Raw genomic sequence first — 17,036 nt, forward strand, 5'->3', positions numbered from 1 at the left:
CCGCCGGCCGGGCCCGCGACCCGCCTCCGCCCGCCGGGCGTGACCCGCCTCCGTCCGACGGGGCGACCCGCCCCCGCCCGCCGGGCGCGACCCGCCTCCGTCCGACGGGACGACCCGCCTCCGTCCGCCGGGCAGCGTCTACAACTCCGCGTAGACCGCCGTCGCGTCGTCGTGGAGCTTCCAGCGGCGCACGCCTCCCGCCTCCCTGTACGTCCTCTCCAGCGTCCGCACCCGCTGGAGCAGCCCGTGTGCGCCCTCCTTGCCCAGCAGGCCGAAGCAGTCCGCCCAGTCGCCCATTCCGAACAGCTCCACCCAGCGCGTCGCCCCGTCTGTCAGTGCGGCCAGGGCGCGCACGCCGGAACGAGGCGTCGTCCCCGTCACCGCCCGCGCCGCCACCGCCGGGTCCGCGGCGGCGGTGAAGAAGCCGCCCTCCCGGTTGCGCAGCAGGTCCGTCGCCTCCAGCGAGCGCAGGGTCTCCTCCGGGACCCGGTCGAGGCGGTCGTCGCGCACGGCCCGCACCAACCCGTCCGGCGCCTGGAGGAGGAGTACGGCGTCGGACAGGACCAGGTGCTCGACCGTCGTCGCGTCCCAGCGGGCCATCGCGACGGTCGCCTGCGGAGTGCGCACGTGAGAAAGGTCACACGTGTTCCGGTGGGCGTCCGCGGTGCGCCGGATTGCCGTCGACAGGATGTCGGCCAGCGTCATCTCGGGCCGTGAAGCGGACAGTTCGGTCAAAGCGCCGCCAAGGCGCGCGGTGAACCAGGGCACGTCGTGCACACAACCGTCATCACCGACCGGCGGTGTCACCCCGTCGAGGACCACGACCGTCCCACCCGTGCCCGAGGCGGGCGCAGCCGCGGCTGCCCAGTCCTCGTTGGGGCGTTCGGGGCTGCCGGGCAGGGTGGCGGCTTCGGTGCGCATGATCCCCAGTCTGCCCCGCCCGACCGGGCCTGCATCACTCCTTCACGACGCCTCCCGAAAGGCCGAATTTGGCCTGTACCAAAGCCTCGACGTCTGGACGACAGGCGGAACGGGAGCCTCCGGGAAGCTGCGGGCGGGCATCCTGCCAAAGCCCGCGCGGAAGATCCAACCGACGCCCCGGACGGCCCCCCGGCGACCCTCGAGGGGAGTTGTTCGCCAACTCAGGAGTGTTGTTCACTCGTTCGGGTGGCGGAGCGGCCGATGCGCGTCCCCTTCCCAGAAGCGCTGGAATGGTCGGAAGCCGTACCAGGGGTGGGGGCGCTCTTTCAATGACCGGTCGTCACCTCTGCTTCATGGGTGGACGAGTCGAGAATGCGAGCACCGGTGCAGAAGAAGCGGCCTCGGAGCAACAACGGCACGCGGAGTCAGGCCCCCGGTGACCCGCTGACCCCGGGCGGCGACACGCCCCCCGGCGCCGACGGCTCACCCGGCGTCCCCAGGGCCCCGGCCGCAGCCCTCCCCGCCGGCCGCCCCAAGCGCGTCCGCAACCGCCTCGTCGCCGGAGTCGCCCTCGTCGGTGTCACCGTGCTCGCCGCCGGCGCCCCCGCGATCCTCACCGCTTCGGGCGAACTGACCGAGGCCCAGCGCCTGGTCACCCTCGCCGAGCTCGACCGCCAGGCCGTCACGCTCGCCCACTCCCTCGCCGACGAGCGCGACGAGGTCGTCGCCTACATCGCCGCAGGCCGCGACGAGCAGACGGGCGACACCGAGGACAAGCGCCAGATCACCAGCGCGCGCTCCACCCGCGTCGACCGCCAGATCGACGAGATCCGGCCCGCCGCCCCCGCCGAGCTGCGCCGCGACCTCGCGGCCCTGCCCTCCGTCCGCCGCACCGCGCTCACCGGCAAGGGCACCGCGCTGGAGGCCCACAGGGCGTACTCGGAGGTCATCGCCAAGCTCCAGGCCCTCGCCGACGAGCTCGCCGAGAAGACCCCCGCCCGCGCCGCCGAGGCCACCCGGGCCCCCGCCGCCCTCGGCCGCGCCGTCGAGCAGGCCTCGACCACCCGCGGCCTGCTCCTGGCCGCCCTCGCCGTCCCGCAGCCCGAGTCCAGCGGCACGCACTACGACCCGAACACCGGCACCTACGTCCCCGACGAGGCCGAGGGCGCCGCGGAGGCGAACCGCACGCGGGACGCGCTCACCGCCGCCGCCCAGCAGTCCCGGGTCCGCGAACTCGCCTCCCTCGCCGACTTCGACCAGGCCGCCACGGCCGCCGGGCGCGACTCCCTCGCCGGCACCGTGACCGGCCCGGACGTCAAGAGCGCCGAGCGGTACCTGGCCGGTCTCACGGACCAGCCGGAGCTCAGCTCGTCCGAGCGGAAGACCGACCCCGAGAAGCTGGAGGCCGCGCTCTCCGCCCGTATCGAGCAGATGCGGGGCGTCGAATCGGCCCTCGCCACCGAGCAGGTGGAGCGGCTCGCCCAGCTCCGCGACGACGACGTCACCGCCCTCGAAGTGCGCGTCGCCTTCCTCGGCGGCTGTCTGCTCGTCGCGATCGGCATCTCCACCTTCGTCGCCCGCACCCTCACCCGCCCCCTCGCGGTCCTTCGCATCGGCGCCGCCCGCGTCGCCGCCGCCCCGGAGGCCGAGGAGCCGGTCCGCTTCACCGGCCGCAACGACGAGTTCGCCCAGGTCGTACGGTCCCTCAACACCCTCCAGGGCAAGCTCGCCGCGCTCGCCCTGCGCACCGAGCAGCTCGACAGCGAACGCGCCGACCTGACCGGCGCCCGTGAGGCCCTCGCCGCCGAGCTGGCCGCCCAGCGCGCCGAGCTCCAGGGCCACACCGCCCTGCTCACCGCCGAACTGGAACGGCTGCGCCACTCCGTCCACCACACCTTCGTCAACCTCTCCCTGCGCAGCCTCGGGCTGGTCGAGCGTCAGCTCGGTGTCATCGAGAAGCTGGAGGAGCGCGAGCAGGACCCGGAACGGCTCGCCACCCTCTTCAAGCTCGACCACATGGCGACCGTCATGCGCCGCCACAGCGAGAACCTGCTCGTCCTCGCGGGACACGAGCACGTCCACGGTCACCCCGGCCCCGTCCCGCTCGTCGACGTGCTGCGCGCCGCCGTCAGCGAGATCGAGCGCTACGAGCGGGTCGCCATCCAGTCCCTGCCGCCGCACGCGCAGGTCGCCGGCTTCGCCGCGGACGACCTCAGCCACCTGGTCGCCGAACTCCTGGAGAACGCCACCTCCTTCTCGCCGCCCGACGCCCAGGTCCAGCTCTCCGGCTGGCTCCTGGAGTCCGGCGAGGTGATGCTCTCCGTCCAGGACGAGGGCATCGGCATGACCGAGACCCGGATCGCCGAGCTGAACGCGCGCCTGGCAGAGGCCGACCCGGTCGATGCCGAGGGGGAGGGGCTGGGTCTGCGCGTCGCCGGCCTGCTCGCCGCCCGCCACGGGGTACGGGTCCAGCTGCGCGAGCAGAAGCAGGGCGGCATCGCGGCCGTGGTCGTGCTGCCGGCCACGCTGCTGCCGACCGCCCCGCCGACCGCCGTCCCCCCGACCGTGCCGGTCGCGGGCGCGGCACCCACGCTGAACCTCCCCGGCTCGGTCGCGGAGGCCAACTCCAACACGCTGCCGTCCCGCACCAGGGACCCCCTCGTGGAGGCCGCGGAGCAGGCCATAGCGGCGACGGAAGCGGCCCCGGAGCCCGGGCCCGAGGACCCGCAGGCCCCCGCGCCCGAGACCGAGTCCGAGGACCCGCAGGTCCCCGACCCCGAGAAGGCGGCGGACACCCGGGCCCCCGCGCCCGAGAAGCCGGCGGACACCCGGGCCCCCGCGCCGGCGGAGCCCCAGGCGCCCGAGCCCGTACCCGCGGCCGAGTCCGCGGCCCAGGAGTCCGTCTCCGAGACGACCCTGCAGGTCCGGCTCCCCGACCCGCCGCCGGAGCCCGACAGCCACGAGCGCGCCGCCGAGGACGAGGGCACCGGACCGCGCCCCGCCCAGTGGGAGCGCGTCACCGACAAGGGGCTGCCCAAGCGCACCCCGCAGATACTCCGCCAGGCCGACGCACCCGCCGCCCCGCGCGCGGGCGGTGTGGACGCCGAGGCGCTGCGCCGCAGGCTCGGCGGTTTCCACCGGGGCGCCCAGGAAGGCCGCCGGGACGTGGAGGCCGAGATCGAGACCGGGTCCGTACCGCTGGACGCCGTAGAGGCCGACTCCGTACAGCCCGGAGCCGTACAGACCGCACGTACCGAGGAGAAGACGGGGGACACAGTCGAGGAGGCACGCAGTTGACTGCGACCGGAACATTCGGACTGAGCAGGGAAGCCCGCAATCTGCACTGGCTGCTGGGCAACCTCGTCGAGGAGGTGCCAGGCGTCCGCTCGGTCGCCGTCGTCTCGTCCGACGGGCTGCTCCTGCTCTCCTCCGACCCGGAGCGGAGCGCCGCGCCCGTGGAGGACCGCCGCACCACCGGCCCGCGAGGCTCCAGCGCCGACCTGGCGACCATCGTCTCCGGCATCGGCAGCCTCACCGTCGGCGCCGCCCGGCTCATGGACGGTGGCGGGGTCAAGCAGACGATGGTGGCCATGGAGGAGGGCAGCGTCTTCGTCATGTCGATCAGCGACGGCTCGCTGCTCGGGGTGCACGCCACGCCCGACTGCGACATGAGCGTCGTCGCTTACCACATGGCGCTCTTCGTCGGCCGCGCCGGACATGTACTCACCCCCGAACTCCGCAGCGAGCTGCGCAAATCGATGGAGAGCACCCAGTGACGTCCGCCTCCCACGCCCATGCCCACAAGCTGCCGGTCCGCGGGGAGGGCCGCCGCCCCGCGCGTGTACGCCCGTACTCGCTCACCGGCGGCCGCACCCGCTTCGGCCATGTGCTGCTCGTCGAGACCTTCGTCGCGGCGCTGGAGGCCTCGCCCGAGCGAAAGGTGCTCACGGACGGCGGGCGGGGCGCCCGCGGCCTGATGCCGGAGATGCGGGCCATCGTCGAGATCTGCCGCCGGATGCGTACGGTCGCGGAGATCTCGGCGCTGCTGAAGATGCCGTTGGGTGTCGTCCGAGTGCTCCTCAGCGACTTGGCCGACCAGGGAAAGATCCGTGTGTACGGGACCGGTCACGGCCAGCCCGACCGCGCGCTCCTCGAAAGGGTGCTGAGTGGACTCCGTCGTCTCTGACGTCCCCGCCGTCTCCGATCCTCCGGTCCTCGCCGGAGCCCCCGCGCGCTCGGAGGCCGAGCACGATCCGCTCCGGCCGGCGGCCGAGGACGGCGCCCAGGACTGGCAGCTGGACCACACCCGTGCCCCGGTCGCGACCAAGGTCGTGGTCGCGGGCGGCTTCGGCGTCGGCAAGACGACCTTCGTCCGGGCGGTCTCGGAGATCACTCCGCTGCAGACCGAGGCCCTCATGACGCAGGCGAGCGAGGAGAGCGACGACCTCACCGCGACGCCCGACAAGATGACCACGACCGTGGCGATGGACTTCGGCCGGATCACCCTCGACGACGATCTGGTGCTGTACGTCTTCGGTACGCCGGGACAGCAGCGCTTCTGGTTCATGTGGGACGACCTGGTGCGGGGCGCGATCGGTGCGATCGTGCTCGCCGACACCCGCCGGCTGACCGACTGTTTCCCCGCGCTCGACTACTTCGAGAGCTGCGGGCTGCCGTACGTCGTCGCCGTCAACCACTTCGAGGGCACCGAGCGGTTCGAGGCCGAGGACGTCCGGGAGGCCCTCACAGTGCCCCCGCACGTACCCGTCGTGATCATGGACGCGCGCAAGCGGTACAGCGTGGTCGAGACGCTGCTCGCGATGGTCGCGCACGCCCTCGAGTCGACTCCCGAATAACGGCCACCCCCGAACAAAGCTGATCATTCGTTAGGAACCCGCCATGCGGAAGATACTCATCGTGGGGGCCGGGCAGTCCGGTCTCCAGCTCGCCCTCGGCCTGCAGTCGCAGGGGTACGAGGTCACCCTCATGTCCAACCGCACGGCGGACGAGATCCGGTCCGGCCGGGTCATGTCCACCCAGTGCATGTTCCACACAGCCCTTCAGCACGAGCGTGACCTCGGGATCAACTTCTGGGAGTCCCAGGCCCCGCAGATCAAGGGCCTCGGCGTCTCCGTCGCCGCCCCCGACTCTCCCCCTGGCTTCGCCGGGGGGACCCCCACGCGCGCCGTCGACTGGGTCGGGAAGCTCGACGGCTACGCGCAGTCCGTCGACCAGCGCGTGAAGATGGCCGGCTGGATGGAGACCTTCGCCCAGCGCGGCGGCCAGCTCGTCATCCACGGCGCCGCCGTCTCCGACCTGGACTACTTCTCCCGTACGTACGACCTGGTGCTGGTCTCCGCCGGCAAGGGCGAGCTGGTCTCCATGTTCGGCCGCGACGCCGCCCGCTCCCCGTACAGCGAGCCGCAGCGCGCGCTGGCCGTCGCCTACGTCCACGGCCTCGGCCCCCGCCCCGAGCACCCCGACTTCGACGCCGTGCGCTGCAACCTGGTCCCCGGCGTCGGCGAGCTCTTCGTCATGCCCACCCTGACGACCTCCGGCCGCGCCGACATCCTCTTCTGGGAGGGCGTCCCCGGCGGGCCCCTCGACGCCTTCCAGGGCATCAAGGACCCCTCCGAGCACCTGGCACTCACGCTGGAGCTGATGGAGAAGTTCACGCCCTGGGAGTACGCACGCGCCACCAAGGTCGAACTGACCGACGCGGGCGGCACCCTGGCCGGCCGCTACGCCCCGACCGTACGCAACCCGATCGGCCGCCTCCCCGGCGGCGGACTGGTCCTCGGCGTCGCCGACGTCGTGGTGGCCAACGACCCGATCACCGGCCAGGGCTCCAACTCGGCGTCCAAGTGCGCCGCCGCGTATCTCGCCTCCATCCTCGACCACGGTGACCGGCCCTTCGACGAGACGTGGATGCGGGCCACCTTCGACCGCTACTGGGACACCGCGCAGCACGTCACCAAGTGGACGAACGCGATGCTCGGGGTCCCGCCGGAGCACGTCCTCAATCTGATCGGCGCCGCGGGCGGGCTCCAGCCGGTCGCGGACCGCTTCGCCAACGGCTTCAACGACCCGGCCGACTTCGAGAACTTCTTCTACGACCCGGAGAAGACGGGCGCCTACCTCGCCTCGGTCTCCGGCGCCTGACGGGACGGCCCGGAGACGGACCGGCCTCCGGGCCCTCAGGGGCGCCGGTCACGGGACGCATGACGGGCGGTTGGGGTGCCCCACTCGTCCCCGGCCGTGGAAACCGACGAGCGGCCATCGCCGGCAGGGAGTCACACCGGGTCCGGCAGGTCCAGCTCAACCGCACCGTCAAGGAACCGGCCGGCCAGACCTGGGGCTGAGCCCAGCCTGGCTCACCAGGGCCGGTCACGGCCCGGTTCAGCCCCGGTCGTATCCGTCGTCCGCGCCGTCCGTGGCCCCCGAGGGGAGTTCGGGCGGCGTGTAGGTGGCCAGGGGCTCGCCGTCGGGGTCCGGGCGGACCGCGCCGAGCAGCGGGTTGGCGGCGATCGGGGAGACCTTCACCCGGCCGCCCGGACGCGGGGCCTGGACGACCAGGCCCTCGCCGAGGTAGATCGCCACATGGGTGGCCTCGGGGAAGTAGACGACCAGGTCACCCGGGCGCAGGTCGTCCAGGGGCACCTTCGGGAGGGTTCGCCACTGCTCCTGGCTGGTCCGCGGGATCTCCCGGCCGGCGCTCGCCCAGGCCTGCGAGGTCAGCCCCGAGCAGTCGTACGACTCCGGCCCCTCGGCGCCCCACACGTACGGCTTGCCGATCTGCGCGACCGCGTACCGCAGCGCCTTGTCGCCCTCCCGCGAGGGTGCCCTGCGGACCTCCAGGACACCGGAGTCGAGGAGCTCGCGCTGGGCGCCCGCCGTCTGGGTCCGCTCCAGCTCGGTCAGCCGTCCGAGCTGTTCGGCGGAGAGCGAGGCGAGCAGCTTCTCGACCTCCTTCAGCCGTGCCTGGACGTCGTCCCGCTGCTTCTTCTGCCGTGCGGCGAGCGTCTGCTGCCGGTCCAGCGCCTTGCGGGAGGCGCTCGCGAGGGCGTCCGCCTTCTTCTCCGCGCCCTGGAGCCGGGAGACGGTGGTGGCGCGGTCGCGGGCCGCGCGGGCCAGCAGATGCCCCTGGTCGAGGGCGTGCTGGGGGTCGGGGGAGAGCAGGAGCCGCAGGTACGAGGAGAGCTCGGAGGTCGCGGCCCGTCCCTGGTACTGCTCCCGGGCGAGCCGGCCGGCCGCGTCGCGTCCCTGGCCGAGCGCCTTGCGGGCGGCGGCGAGGGCGGCGGTGACCTTCCGGGTGTCGGCGGTCTGCAGCTTCAGCGCCTCCTCGGTGGCGTTGTAGGTCTCGGTGGCCTGCTCGGCCTGGCGGTAGAGGGTCCGGAGCCTGGTGAGGAGGGTGGTGACGGAACCGCCGCCGGAGGGCGGAAGGGCGGCGGCGTCGTCGGTCGCCTCGGCGAGGGGGTCGAGGGGCTTTTCCCGGGGCTGTTCTTCGAGGGGCGCGTCGACGGGGGGCCCGTCCGAGCTGCCCTCGGGCGGTTCGACGGGCAGCCCGTCCCCCCGGGCGTCCGCCGGGCTGTCCCCTCGGGCGTCCGCCGGGCCGTCCCCCCGGGCGTCCGCCGGGCCGTCCGCGTGTGCCCCGGTGGGTTCCTTCTCCGTGGGCTTCACCGGCGGGGCGACCGGCTTTCCGGCCGAGGGGTCGCCGGGGGACGCCGTGGCCTCCACCGGAGGGTCCACCGGCGGGTCCACGGGGTCGTCGGCCGTGGCCGACGGAAGTCCCACCAGCGCGGTCGTCGCGGCGAGCATCCCCGTGCAGACCGTGCGCAGCAGCCTTCCTGACACGTCATCACCTCCACCGGGATGATGACGTACTCCATCATCGTATTAACGCATCAAAGGGCGTTTCGGTACGAGTCGCTCACTCGTCCGGCCGAGGCGTGGGCTTGGACCAGGGCCACTTCAGCTCGCGGCGCTCACGCCCCTCGGGTGCGTAGGTGTAGACCCAGCCACGCTGGAGCCCGAGCCGCTTGGTGTGTCCTGCGGGCTCGCGGTGGTAGGCGTGGACCGTAGGGGGCCCGCCGGCGGCGTCCGGCACCGGCACCTCGTACCACTTGGGCGGATGGCCGGTCGGTCCCACGAGGACGGGCAGGACCCGGCCGTCCAGGGGGCCGCCACGGAAGGGTGTGTTCTCGCTTCTCACCCCACCAGTCTCATATGAGGTGTGCGGCCTCGCTCACCACGGGGGTCACCCGTCGCGCCAGCGTCCCGACCGGACCCTCCGGCGTCTCCTGCGCGAGGAGCACGTGGACGACCGCCGCCGTCTCCTCGTCGGTCGCCGCCGTCGCCGCGAGCAGGGCGACCAGATGGTCGACCAGCCAGTCCCGCAGTTCGGCGGCGGAGGGCTGCTTCTCCTCGTCGAGCCAGATCAACGAGGCCGCCTCCACGGCCGCGATCCAGGTCCGCACCATCATCCGCAGCCGCGGGCCCGGCCGGTCCACCCCGAGATGGACGAAGATCTGCTCGGCCGCGGCGCGCCGCACCTCGTCCACGATGGCGGTCGTCCGGGAGGTCTCGGCCACGCTGCCGCCCTGGAGCAGGGCGCTGAACCCGGCGTCGTGCCCGTCGACGAAGGCCAGGTAGCGGTCGAGGACCCGGGCGAGGCGCTCGGTCGGCGGCCCGAGGGGCGGCTCGGTGAAGCACAGCTCCAGCGCGTCGGCGGAGGAGCGCAGCGCCGCCTCGTACAACTGCTGCTTCCCGCCGGGGAAGTAGCGGTAGACGAGCGGCCGCGAGACGCCCGCCGCCTCGGCGACGTCGTCGAGCGAGACCTCGTCCGGGGCCCGGTGCGCGAAGAGCGTCAGGGCGGCGCCGAGGAGCTGAAGGCGCCGCTCCTCGACGCTGAGCCGGCGGTACGCGGGCGTGGCGGGCGTGGCGGGGCTGGTCATGTCCCGCAGCGTAACCCCGTCGTGCGGCACTCAGGCGGGGTGTGCGCAGGCTGTCCGCGCGGTGCGGCTCCGCCGGGTCGCCGGGGCCGCCGCCCGGTGCGGGGCGGAGCTCACGCCAGCAGCCCCGAGGACTTCCAGAGCCGCCGCCCCGGGCCCCTGAGCACGCCGATGTCGTCGAGGAAGTCGGTCAGCCGCTTGGCGCCGGACTGCATCACCTCGCGCCGGTGACCGCTCTCCCTGACCTGGGCGACGGCCTGCCGGCGGTCCAGGCCGACGTTCTCGTACACCTTGGGGTTGATGAAGCAGGTGGAGAAGACCCGGGCGGCCTCGCCGCAGCTGAGCCGGGTGAACTCCTGCTCCCAGCGCGGCGCCGTCACCATCTGGCGCCGCAGCTCCTCGCGGGCGTACCGCACATGGCGCGCCTCCTCGACCACATGGATCCGGGTCACCCCGCGCACCAGGGTCTGGACGCGCTCGTCCGGGAAGGTCAGGCGCTGCATCCAGTCGAGGATCTCCTCGCCGAGGAGGGTCGCCGCGAAGGAGCCGGGAGTGGTGGAGACGGTCTTCAGGACACGCGCGAGGTTGTGGTAGATCCGCGGTACGGGGTAGGCGGGAGCACCACCCTTCTGGATCATCCGGGCGAACATCATCGAGTGCCGGCATTCGTCGGCTATCTCGGTGAGCGCGTAGCGCACGTGGTTGCTGGTGAGGGACTTGTCGTAGATGTGCCGGACGAGCAGCTGCATGAGGATGATCTCGAACCAGATGCCGAGCGAGGCGAGCGAGGCGGCTTCGTGGCGGGCGAGGTCCCGCCGCTGTTCCTCGGACATCCGCTTCCACAGCGGGGTGTCGTAGAGGGAGACGAGTTCCGGCGGCCAGAACCACTTGCCCTCCTCGACGGGCGCGTCCCAGTCGAGTTCGGTCTCGGGGTCGAAGGAATGCTTGAGGGAGGATTCCAACAGCCGCTCGGCGACCTGTTCCCGGTCGCGGAGAGGGCCGAGGGCGTCCCGGAGGAGGCGGAAGTCCTGCTCGGTCGGTGCGGTCATGGCGGCGGGGCACCTCGCTGTGCTCGCAGTTGGGTTACCGACGGTTCTCCCTTATGAGACTCCCCGTCAGTAAGACCGTCAATCCCCCGTGCGCGACTTGTTGACCCCGTGTCTACCAAGGTGTGAGCTTGTGGACGGCCCACTCAACGTTCCGAGTGAAGGAGGCGCCGGTGTCGACGCACGACCTCTACGCGAAGCCCCCAAGAGAGCCGATCTGGCCGGTACCCGCGACAGGAGCGGCCCGCTTCACCTGGGATTACGACAACGGTCGCGACCGTCTTCTGGCCCTCTATCAGAAGGGCAAGGACAAACAGTGGGACGGCGCCAAACGCATCGACTGGGAGCTGGAGGTCGACCCGTACGACCCGCTCGGCACCCCGGACGAGGCGATGACCCTCTACGGCAGCCGGCACTGGGCCAGGATGACGGAGAAGGACAAGGGCGAGATGCGCAGGCACTACGCCTCCTGGCAGTTCAGCCAGTTCCTCCACGGCGAGCAGGGCGCGATGATCTGCGCCGCGCGGATCGTGGAGTCCGTGCCCGACCTGGACGCCAAGTTCTACTCGGCGACCCAGACGATGGACGAGGCGCGGCACGCGGAGATCTACGGCCGCTTCCTGCACGAGAAGATCGGGATGCTCTACCCGGTCAACGACAGCCTCCAGGGCCTGCTCGGCGACACGCTCAGGGACACCCGCTGGGACATGCCGTACCTCGGCATGCAGGTGCTGATCGAGGGCCTCGCGCTGGCCGCGTTCGGCATGATCCGCGACACGACGAACAAGCCGCTCCCGAAGCAGATCCTGGCGTACGTGATGCAGGACGAGGCCCGGCACGTGGCCTTCGGCCGCATGGCGCTGCGCGACTACTACCGGCAGCTGTCGGACGCGGAGCTCCGCGAGCGCGAGGAGTTCGTGATCGAGGGCTGCTACCTGATGCGCGACCGGCTGCGCGGGGTGGAGGTCCTGGAGAACTTCGGCATCCCGAGGAAGGAGGCGGAGGAGCTCAGCGAGCGCTCCGAGTTCCTGCACCTCTTCCGCAGACTGCTCTTCAGCCGGATCGTCCCGTGCGTGAAGGACATCGGCCTGTGGGGCGAACGCCTCCAGAAGGCCTACCTGGACATGGGCGTCTTCGACCTCGGCGACTCCAACCTGGACCTGCTGATGACCCAGGACGAGGAGATCGCGGAACGACTGGACGAGGAGCGGTTCGCGGCGGAGGAGCGGGAGCGCGTGGGGGAGGTGGCGGAGGCGATCGAACAGGGCGCGGAGGGCGCGCACGGCACGGAGGGCGCGCACGGCACGGAGGGTGCGCAGGCCTAGGCGGGAGCCGGCATCGGTCCGCTCCGCCGGCGGGCCGCCGGCTGTCACAGCGGTGACGTAGCGTACCGGACATGACCATGCCGCCACCGTCGCAGAGCCCGCCCCAGCACCCCTACGGCGGGCCGGTGCCGCCCCCGCAGCGGCCCGGTGCCTACGGGCCCCCGCAGGGAGCACCGCAACAGGGCTTCCCGCAGCAGGTGTTCCCTCAGCAGGGCTTCCCGCAGCAGGGAGCGCCCCAGCAGTACCCGGGGCCGGGGGCGTGGGGGCAACCGCCCATGGGGCCGCCGCCGAAGAAGAAGGGGATGTCGACCGGGGCGATCGTCGGCCTCGTCATCGGGGGCCTCGTCCTGGTCGGCGGGCTCGGGTACGCCGGAAAGCTCGTGCTCGACGGCACCGGGGCCACCGCTTCCTTCCCGGCGGCCACGCACCGGCTCGTCGTGCCCAAGACGCTGCTGGACGGCGAGTACACCCTGACCACGGACGCCTCCGACACCGAGGGCAAGGAGGTCGAGGACACCTACGACCCCACCGTGAAGGACGCCGAGGCGGCCATCGCGCAGTACGGCGGCAAGGACGGCGCCGTCCTCGTCGTCTCGGGCTTCCACGGCCGCATCAAGAACCCCACCGCCACCCGCGATTCCATCCTCCAGGGCGCCGCGAAGGACAAGGGCTCCACGCTCGCCGTCCGGCCCAAGGACTTCACCCCGGCCGGCCACGGTTTGACCATCAGCTGCCAGGTCACCACGAACAAGGACGCCATGGGCACCGCCACCCTGCCCATGTGCGCCTGGGGTGACGACAACACCGCCTCCTTCGTCGCCGTCGTCACCCCGGAGTCGGCCACCGCCGACCCCGAGGACGTCGACCTGGCCGCGCTCGCCGAGACCACGGCGAAGGTCCGCGCGGAGATGCGAAGGCCGATCAGCTGACGGGCGCCGGCGCCCGCAGGGCCGCCTCCATCACCGCCTTCGCGATCGGCGCCGCGCTGCCGCCCCCGCTGATGTCCGTACGGCTGGCCTCCGCGTCCTCGATGACGACGGCCACCGCGACCGCCGGCTGAGCGGCGTCCGCCGCCTGCGCCCACGCGATGAACCAGGCGTACGGAGTCCCGGTGTTGCCCAGGCCGTGCTGGGCCGTGCCCGTCTTGCCGCCGACCGTCGCCCCCGGGATCGCCGCGTTCGTGCCCGTGCCCTCCTCGACCGCCCTGACCATCAGCCGCTGGAGCTGTGTCGCGGTCGAGGGGCGCATCGCCTGGCGGTAGCTGCGGCGGCCCGTCCGGTTCACCGTCGTACCGCCCGAGGTCGTCGTGCGCTCGACGAGGTACGGGTGGGCGATCTCCCCGTTGTTCGCGACGGCCGCCGCCACCATCGCCATCTGCAGCGGTGTCGCCCTCGTGTTGAACTGGCCGATCGACGACAGCGCCAGCTGGTCGTCGCTCATGTCCCGGTCGAAGTTCGACCTCGCCACCCACGACGGCACCCGCAGACCCGTGTCGCCGAAGCCGAAGCGCTCCGCCGCCTCCACCATCCCCGCGAGCCCGACCTTCACCCCCAGCCCGGCCATCACCGTGTTGCACGACCACTGGATCGCGTACGCGAGCGAGGCGTTCGCGCACCCGGTCACCTCGTTGGGCAGCACCTGCCGGGTACCGGGCAGGATGAACGGGTCCGGGGTGCCGGTCGGCGCGTCGGGGTTCGTCACCACACCCGCGTCCAGGGCCGCGGCCGCCGTCACGATCTTGAAGGCGGAGCCGGGCGGGTAGGTCTGCCGGATCGCCCGGTTGAGCATCGGCTGGTTCGGCGAGGAGTTCAGCCGCCTCCAGGCGTCCTCGACCTCCTTCCCCGTCCCCGAGAGCACCCCCGGGTCGTACGAAGGGCTGCTCACCAGGGCCAGGATCCTTCCGCTCGACGGCTCGATCGCCGCGACCGCCCCCCGCTTGCCGCCCAGGCCGCGGTAGGCCGCCTCCTGCATCGACGCCCGGATCGTCGTGACCGCGTCTCCGCCCGGCTGCCGCCCCCGGCCGATGTCGTTCCAGAACGGCAGCGGCGCCAGCATGGGGTCCGTACCGGACAGGATCGCGTCCTCGGCGTGCTCCAGATGCGCGGTGCCGTACGTCTGCGAGGCGTAGCCGGTCACCGGCGCGTACAACGGCCCCTGGGTGTAGGTGCGTTCGTAGCGCAGCTGCTGGCCGCTGTCCCTCGTCCCCGTCACCGGCCTGCCGTCGACGACGATCTCACCGCGCGGCTGCCCCCACCGGGCGATCGCGGGGCGCCGGTTGGCCGGGTTCGCGTCCAGCGCATCGGCCTGGAAGAGCATCACCCGGGCCGCGTTGACCAGCAGCGCCACCAGGAGGACGAGGCAGAGCCCGGCCGCGCGCCGGATGTAGCGGATCACCGGACGTCCTCCGGGACCGGCGCGACGATCTCGGCCTCGGCCACCTCGGGAAGGGGTGCGCGCGCCGAGTCGCTGACCCGGATCAGCAGCGCCACGATGATCCAGTTCGTGACCACGGAGGAACCCCCCTGGGCCAGGAACGGCATCGCCATGCCAGTCAGCGGGATCAGGCCCATCACTCCGCCGGCGATCACGAAGACCTGCAGCGCCAGGATCGAGGCGAGGCCGATCGCGAGGAGCCGCCCGAAGGGGTCGCGCAGGGCGAGGCCGGAACGGTAGCCGCGGGCGACGAGCAGCGCGTACAGCAGGAACAGGGCGGTCAGGCCCGCCAGACCGAGCTCCTCGCCCGCCGTCGCGAGGATGAAGTCGGACTTGGCGGCGAAGCCGATGAGGACGGAACGGCCGAGCCCGAGCCCGGTGCCGAGCATCCCGCCCGCGGCGAAGGAGAAGAGGGACTGCGCGAGCTGGCCCGGACCGTCCCCCGCCTCGATCGAGGCGAAGGGGTTCAGCCAGTCCTCGACCCGGCTGTGGACGTGCGGTTCGAGGGAGCCGACCGCGAACGCCCCCACGGCCGCAAGGAGCAGGCCGACCGCGATCCAGCCGGTCCGGCCGGTCGCCACGTACAGCATGATCACGAAGAGCCCGAAGAAGAGCAGCGACGTGCCGAGATCGCGCTCCAGGACCAGCACGCCCACGCTCAGCACCCAGATGGCGACGATCGGCCCGAGCACCCGGCCGGTGGGCAGCTGCAGTCTCCAGATCCTGCGGCCGGTGTACGCCAGCGCGTTGCGGTTGGCCGCGAGGTACGCGGCGAAGAAGACGGCCAGCAGGATCTTGGCGAACTCGCCCGGCTGGAAGGAGAGCCCACCGAGCCGGATCCAGATCCTGGCCCCGTTGACGGCCGGGAAGAAGATCGGGACCAGCATCAGGAACAGGGCGGTGACCATGGAGAGATAGGCGTATCGCTGCACCACCCGGTGGTCGCGCAGGAGGAGGACGACCGTGATGAACAGCGCCACCCCGAGCGTCGACCAGATCAGCTGGGTGGGCGCGGCCCGGTCCTGGGGCGTCTCCAGGTCGAGCCGGTAGATCAGCACCAGACCGAGGCCGTTGAGGAGGACCGCGATGGGCAGCACCAACGGGTCGGCGTACGGGGCGCGGAAACGGACGGCGAGATGGGCCAGGAGCGCGAGCGCACCGAGACCGGCGCCGTAGCGGGCGGCGTCCGGAGGCACGGCGCCCGTCCTGGCGAGGCCGACGTCGACATAGCCGAAGACGGAGATGAGGACGGCGCAGACGAGGAGGGAGAGTTCCACGCCGCGGCGCTTCGGCACGGGTAGCCCGGGCGGGGGAGCGTCCGCCGTCGTTGCGGTCATGGTCCGCAACGTAGCAAGCAGTAAGCCTTATGTCCCTTTTGTGTGACGGTGTGCCGTCAGGGCGCCGGTTCCTCTTCCGCTTCGGTGAACCGCCCCCGAGTCGGCTCCGGCGGAGCCGTCAGAAGCGGCTCCGGCCCCATCCCATGCGGTCGAGGGCCGCGCGGCAGAGCGTCAGCAGCTTCTCGTCCTCGTGGATGTCATGGCTGCCGGAGGCGTTCTCGTGCACGTTGTGGCGGCGCCGGCGGGCCAGTTCCGTGCGGATGACCCACTCCGCCTCCGCCGCCGCCGGGCCCATTTCCGCCAGGCACTCGGCGATGTCCACGCGGGCGTGCCGGTTCTCCTCCCAGGCCGAGACGAGCACCGGGAGCGTGGAGGCCACGTCCCCGGACACCCGCCACAGGGCCGCCGCGCTCCGCACCCGTACCCACAGGTCCCGCGCCGCCAGACCCGGACGCAGCGCGGGCGCGCTACGGACCGCCGCCGGGCCCATCGCGCCCAGCGCCACGGCCGCCGCGCACCAGTCCGGATCCGTCGCGCCCGGCCGCAACCAGCCTTCGAGGACCGGCAGTACCGTCTCACGGTCGCCCTCCACCGACCACAGCGCGAGCCCCGCCCTCGTGGAGACCGTGGCCGAACCGCCGTCGAGCAGCGCCCGCAGATCGGGTGTCGCGGCCCGCGCCGCCGGCCCGAAGGAGGCGAGGGCGCGCAGCGCCGCCTCCTGCACCCAGTCCCGCCGGTTCGGCGGCGCACCACGCAGCACCCGCAGCACCTCGGGCAGCGCCTGGGCGCCCCGGATCGAGGTCAGCGCGAAGAGCAGCGGCGCCGCGTGGTCGTAGAGCCGCTCGTCCAGGTCGACCCGGGCGAGGCGGCGACGCAGCGCGGGAGCGAGCGGGACCGCGGCAGGACCCAGCGCGCCCACCGCGTACAGCAGGTCGCGGCGCACCTCGGGCTCGTCGAGCGCGCGGGCCAGCAGCGGGATCGCCCGGGCGTCCCCGGAGCGGGCGAGGGCGAGCAGCGCCCCGC

Annotated in this window: 15 protein-coding genes; 7 read left to right on the plus strand and 8 right to left on the minus strand. The window is 72.7% G+C overall.

The genetic code is table 11. The features are described from left to right. Nucleotides 1-138 precede the first annotated feature (138 nt). Complete coding sequence (locus tag J7E93_RS33260) at nucleotides 139-921, minus strand: hypothetical protein (RefSeq protein ID WP_215073770.1); 783 nt, start codon at nucleotides 919-921, stop codon at nucleotides 139-141. A gap of 384 nt (nucleotides 922-1,305) precedes the next feature. On the opposite strand from J7E93_RS33260, the gene J7E93_RS33265 reads away from it, so the two are divergent. The 5 genes from J7E93_RS33265 to J7E93_RS33285 are packed head-to-tail and all read left to right on the plus strand — an operon-like array spanning nucleotide 1,306 to nucleotide 7,083. Then, nucleotides 1,306-4,218: a nitrate- and nitrite sensing domain-containing protein gene (locus tag J7E93_RS33265; RefSeq protein ID WP_215073782.1), complete on the plus strand. Its 2,913-nt coding sequence runs from the start codon at nucleotides 1,306-1,308 to the stop codon at nucleotides 4,216-4,218. Continuing rightward, complete coding sequence (locus J7E93_RS33270; RefSeq protein WP_215073771.1) at nucleotides 4,215-4,697, plus strand: roadblock/LC7 domain-containing protein; 483 nt, start codon at nucleotides 4,215-4,217, stop codon at nucleotides 4,695-4,697. The genes J7E93_RS33265 and J7E93_RS33270 overlap by 4 nt, the downstream gene beginning before the upstream one ends. Beyond that, nucleotides 4,694-5,107: a DUF742 domain-containing protein gene (locus J7E93_RS33275; protein WP_215073772.1), complete on the plus strand. Its 414-nt coding sequence runs from the start codon at nucleotides 4,694-4,696 to the stop codon at nucleotides 5,105-5,107. Before J7E93_RS33270 ends, J7E93_RS33275 begins: the two co-directional genes overlap by 4 nt. Continuing rightward, nucleotides 5,088-5,777, plus strand: coding sequence for an ATP/GTP-binding protein (locus J7E93_RS33280; protein ID WP_215073773.1), 690 nt, complete (start codon nucleotides 5,088-5,090; stop codon nucleotides 5,775-5,777). The genes J7E93_RS33275 and J7E93_RS33280 overlap by 20 nt, the downstream gene beginning before the upstream one ends. Nucleotides 5,778-5,820: 43 nt before the next feature. After that, complete coding sequence (locus J7E93_RS33285; RefSeq protein WP_215073774.1) at nucleotides 5,821-7,083, plus strand: styrene monooxygenase/indole monooxygenase family protein; 1,263 nt, start codon at nucleotides 5,821-5,823, stop codon at nucleotides 7,081-7,083. A gap of 237 nt (nucleotides 7,084-7,320) precedes the next feature. Here J7E93_RS33285 and J7E93_RS33290 read toward each other — a convergent pair whose 3' ends face one another. The 4 genes from J7E93_RS33290 to J7E93_RS33305 all read right to left on the minus strand — a co-directional run bounded on the left by J7E93_RS33290 (nucleotide 7,321) and on the right by J7E93_RS33305 (nucleotide 10,921). Next, nucleotides 7,321-8,775 (minus strand): C40 family peptidase, encoded by a 1,455-nt coding sequence (locus J7E93_RS33290; protein WP_308368864.1) that lies wholly within the window; start codon nucleotides 8,773-8,775, stop codon nucleotides 7,321-7,323. A 76-nt stretch (nucleotides 8,776-8,851) separates the two neighbouring features. Next, nucleotides 8,852-9,133, minus strand: a complete 282-nt coding sequence (locus J7E93_RS33295; RefSeq protein ID WP_215073775.1) for a hypothetical protein — start codon at nucleotides 9,131-9,133, stop codon at nucleotides 8,852-8,854. A gap of 10 nt (nucleotides 9,134-9,143) precedes the next feature. Continuing rightward, on the minus strand, nucleotides 9,144-9,875 hold the full coding sequence (locus J7E93_RS33300; RefSeq protein ID WP_215073776.1) for a TetR/AcrR family transcriptional regulator: 732 nt from the start codon (nucleotides 9,873-9,875) through the stop codon (nucleotides 9,144-9,146). A 110-nt stretch (nucleotides 9,876-9,985) separates the two neighbouring features. Continuing rightward, on the minus strand, nucleotides 9,986-10,921 hold the full coding sequence (locus J7E93_RS33305) for a diiron oxygenase (protein ID WP_215073777.1): 936 nt from the start codon (nucleotides 10,919-10,921) through the stop codon (nucleotides 9,986-9,988). 170 nt (nucleotides 10,922-11,091) lie between these two features. Here J7E93_RS33305 and J7E93_RS33310 point away from each other — a divergent pair, with 170 nt between their 5' ends. Both J7E93_RS33310 and J7E93_RS33315 read left to right on the plus strand, forming a co-directional pair. Then, complete coding sequence (locus J7E93_RS33310; RefSeq protein ID WP_215073778.1) at nucleotides 11,092-12,243, plus strand: ferritin-like domain-containing protein; 1,152 nt, start codon at nucleotides 11,092-11,094, stop codon at nucleotides 12,241-12,243. Between the two features lie 71 nt (nucleotides 12,244-12,314). Beyond that, the gene (locus J7E93_RS33315; protein WP_215073779.1) at nucleotides 12,315-13,172 is read left to right on the plus strand and encodes a hypothetical protein; all 858 of its coding nucleotides are present in this window, start codon (nucleotides 12,315-12,317) and stop codon (nucleotides 13,170-13,172) included. On the opposite strand, the gene J7E93_RS33320 is transcribed toward J7E93_RS33315, so the two are convergent. From J7E93_RS33320 to J7E93_RS33330, 3 genes are all read right to left on the minus strand, one after another. After that, nucleotides 13,165-14,637, minus strand: coding sequence for a penicillin-binding transpeptidase domain-containing protein (locus J7E93_RS33320; RefSeq protein WP_215073780.1), 1,473 nt, complete (start codon nucleotides 14,635-14,637; stop codon nucleotides 13,165-13,167). The genes J7E93_RS33315 and J7E93_RS33320 overlap by 8 nt on opposite strands. Continuing rightward, nucleotides 14,634-16,013, minus strand: coding sequence for an FtsW/RodA/SpoVE family cell cycle protein (locus J7E93_RS33325; RefSeq protein WP_215073781.1), 1,380 nt, complete (start codon nucleotides 16,011-16,013; stop codon nucleotides 14,634-14,636). Before J7E93_RS33325 ends, J7E93_RS33320 begins: the two co-directional genes overlap by 4 nt. Before the next feature lie 118 nt (nucleotides 16,014-16,131). Continuing rightward, the coding region (locus J7E93_RS33330; protein WP_374105466.1) for a HEAT repeat domain-containing protein at nucleotides 16,132-17,036 on the minus strand (905 nt) is incomplete at its 5' end.

The sequence above is a fragment of the Streptomyces sp. ISL-36 genome (assembly GCF_018614205.1).
Classification (GTDB): Bacteria; Actinomycetota; Actinomycetes; order Streptomycetales; family Streptomycetaceae; genus Streptomyces.

Bases quoted from the DNA above. Each gene is read 5' to 3' on its own strand.
- J7E93_RS33260 (WP_215073770.1), bottom strand. From the start codon at position 921: ATGCGCACCGAAGCCGCCACCCTGCCCGGCAGCCCCGAACGCCCCAAC.
- J7E93_RS33285 (WP_215073774.1), top strand. From the start codon at position 5,821: ATGCGGAAGATACTCATCGTGGGGGCCGGGCAGTCCGGTCTCCAGCTC.
- J7E93_RS33300 (WP_215073776.1), bottom strand. From the start codon at position 9,875: ATGACCAGCCCCGCCACGCCCGCCACGCCCGCGTACCGCCGGCTCAGC.
- J7E93_RS33305 (WP_215073777.1), bottom strand. From the start codon at position 10,921: ATGACCGCACCGACCGAGCAGGACTTCCGCCTCCTCCGGGACGCCCTC.
- J7E93_RS33315 (WP_215073779.1), top strand. From the start codon at position 12,315: ATGACCATGCCGCCACCGTCGCAGAGCCCGCCCCAGCACCCCTACGGC.
- J7E93_RS33325 (WP_215073781.1), bottom strand. From the start codon at position 16,013: ATGACCGCAACGACGGCGGACGCTCCCCCGCCCGGGCTACCCGTGCCG.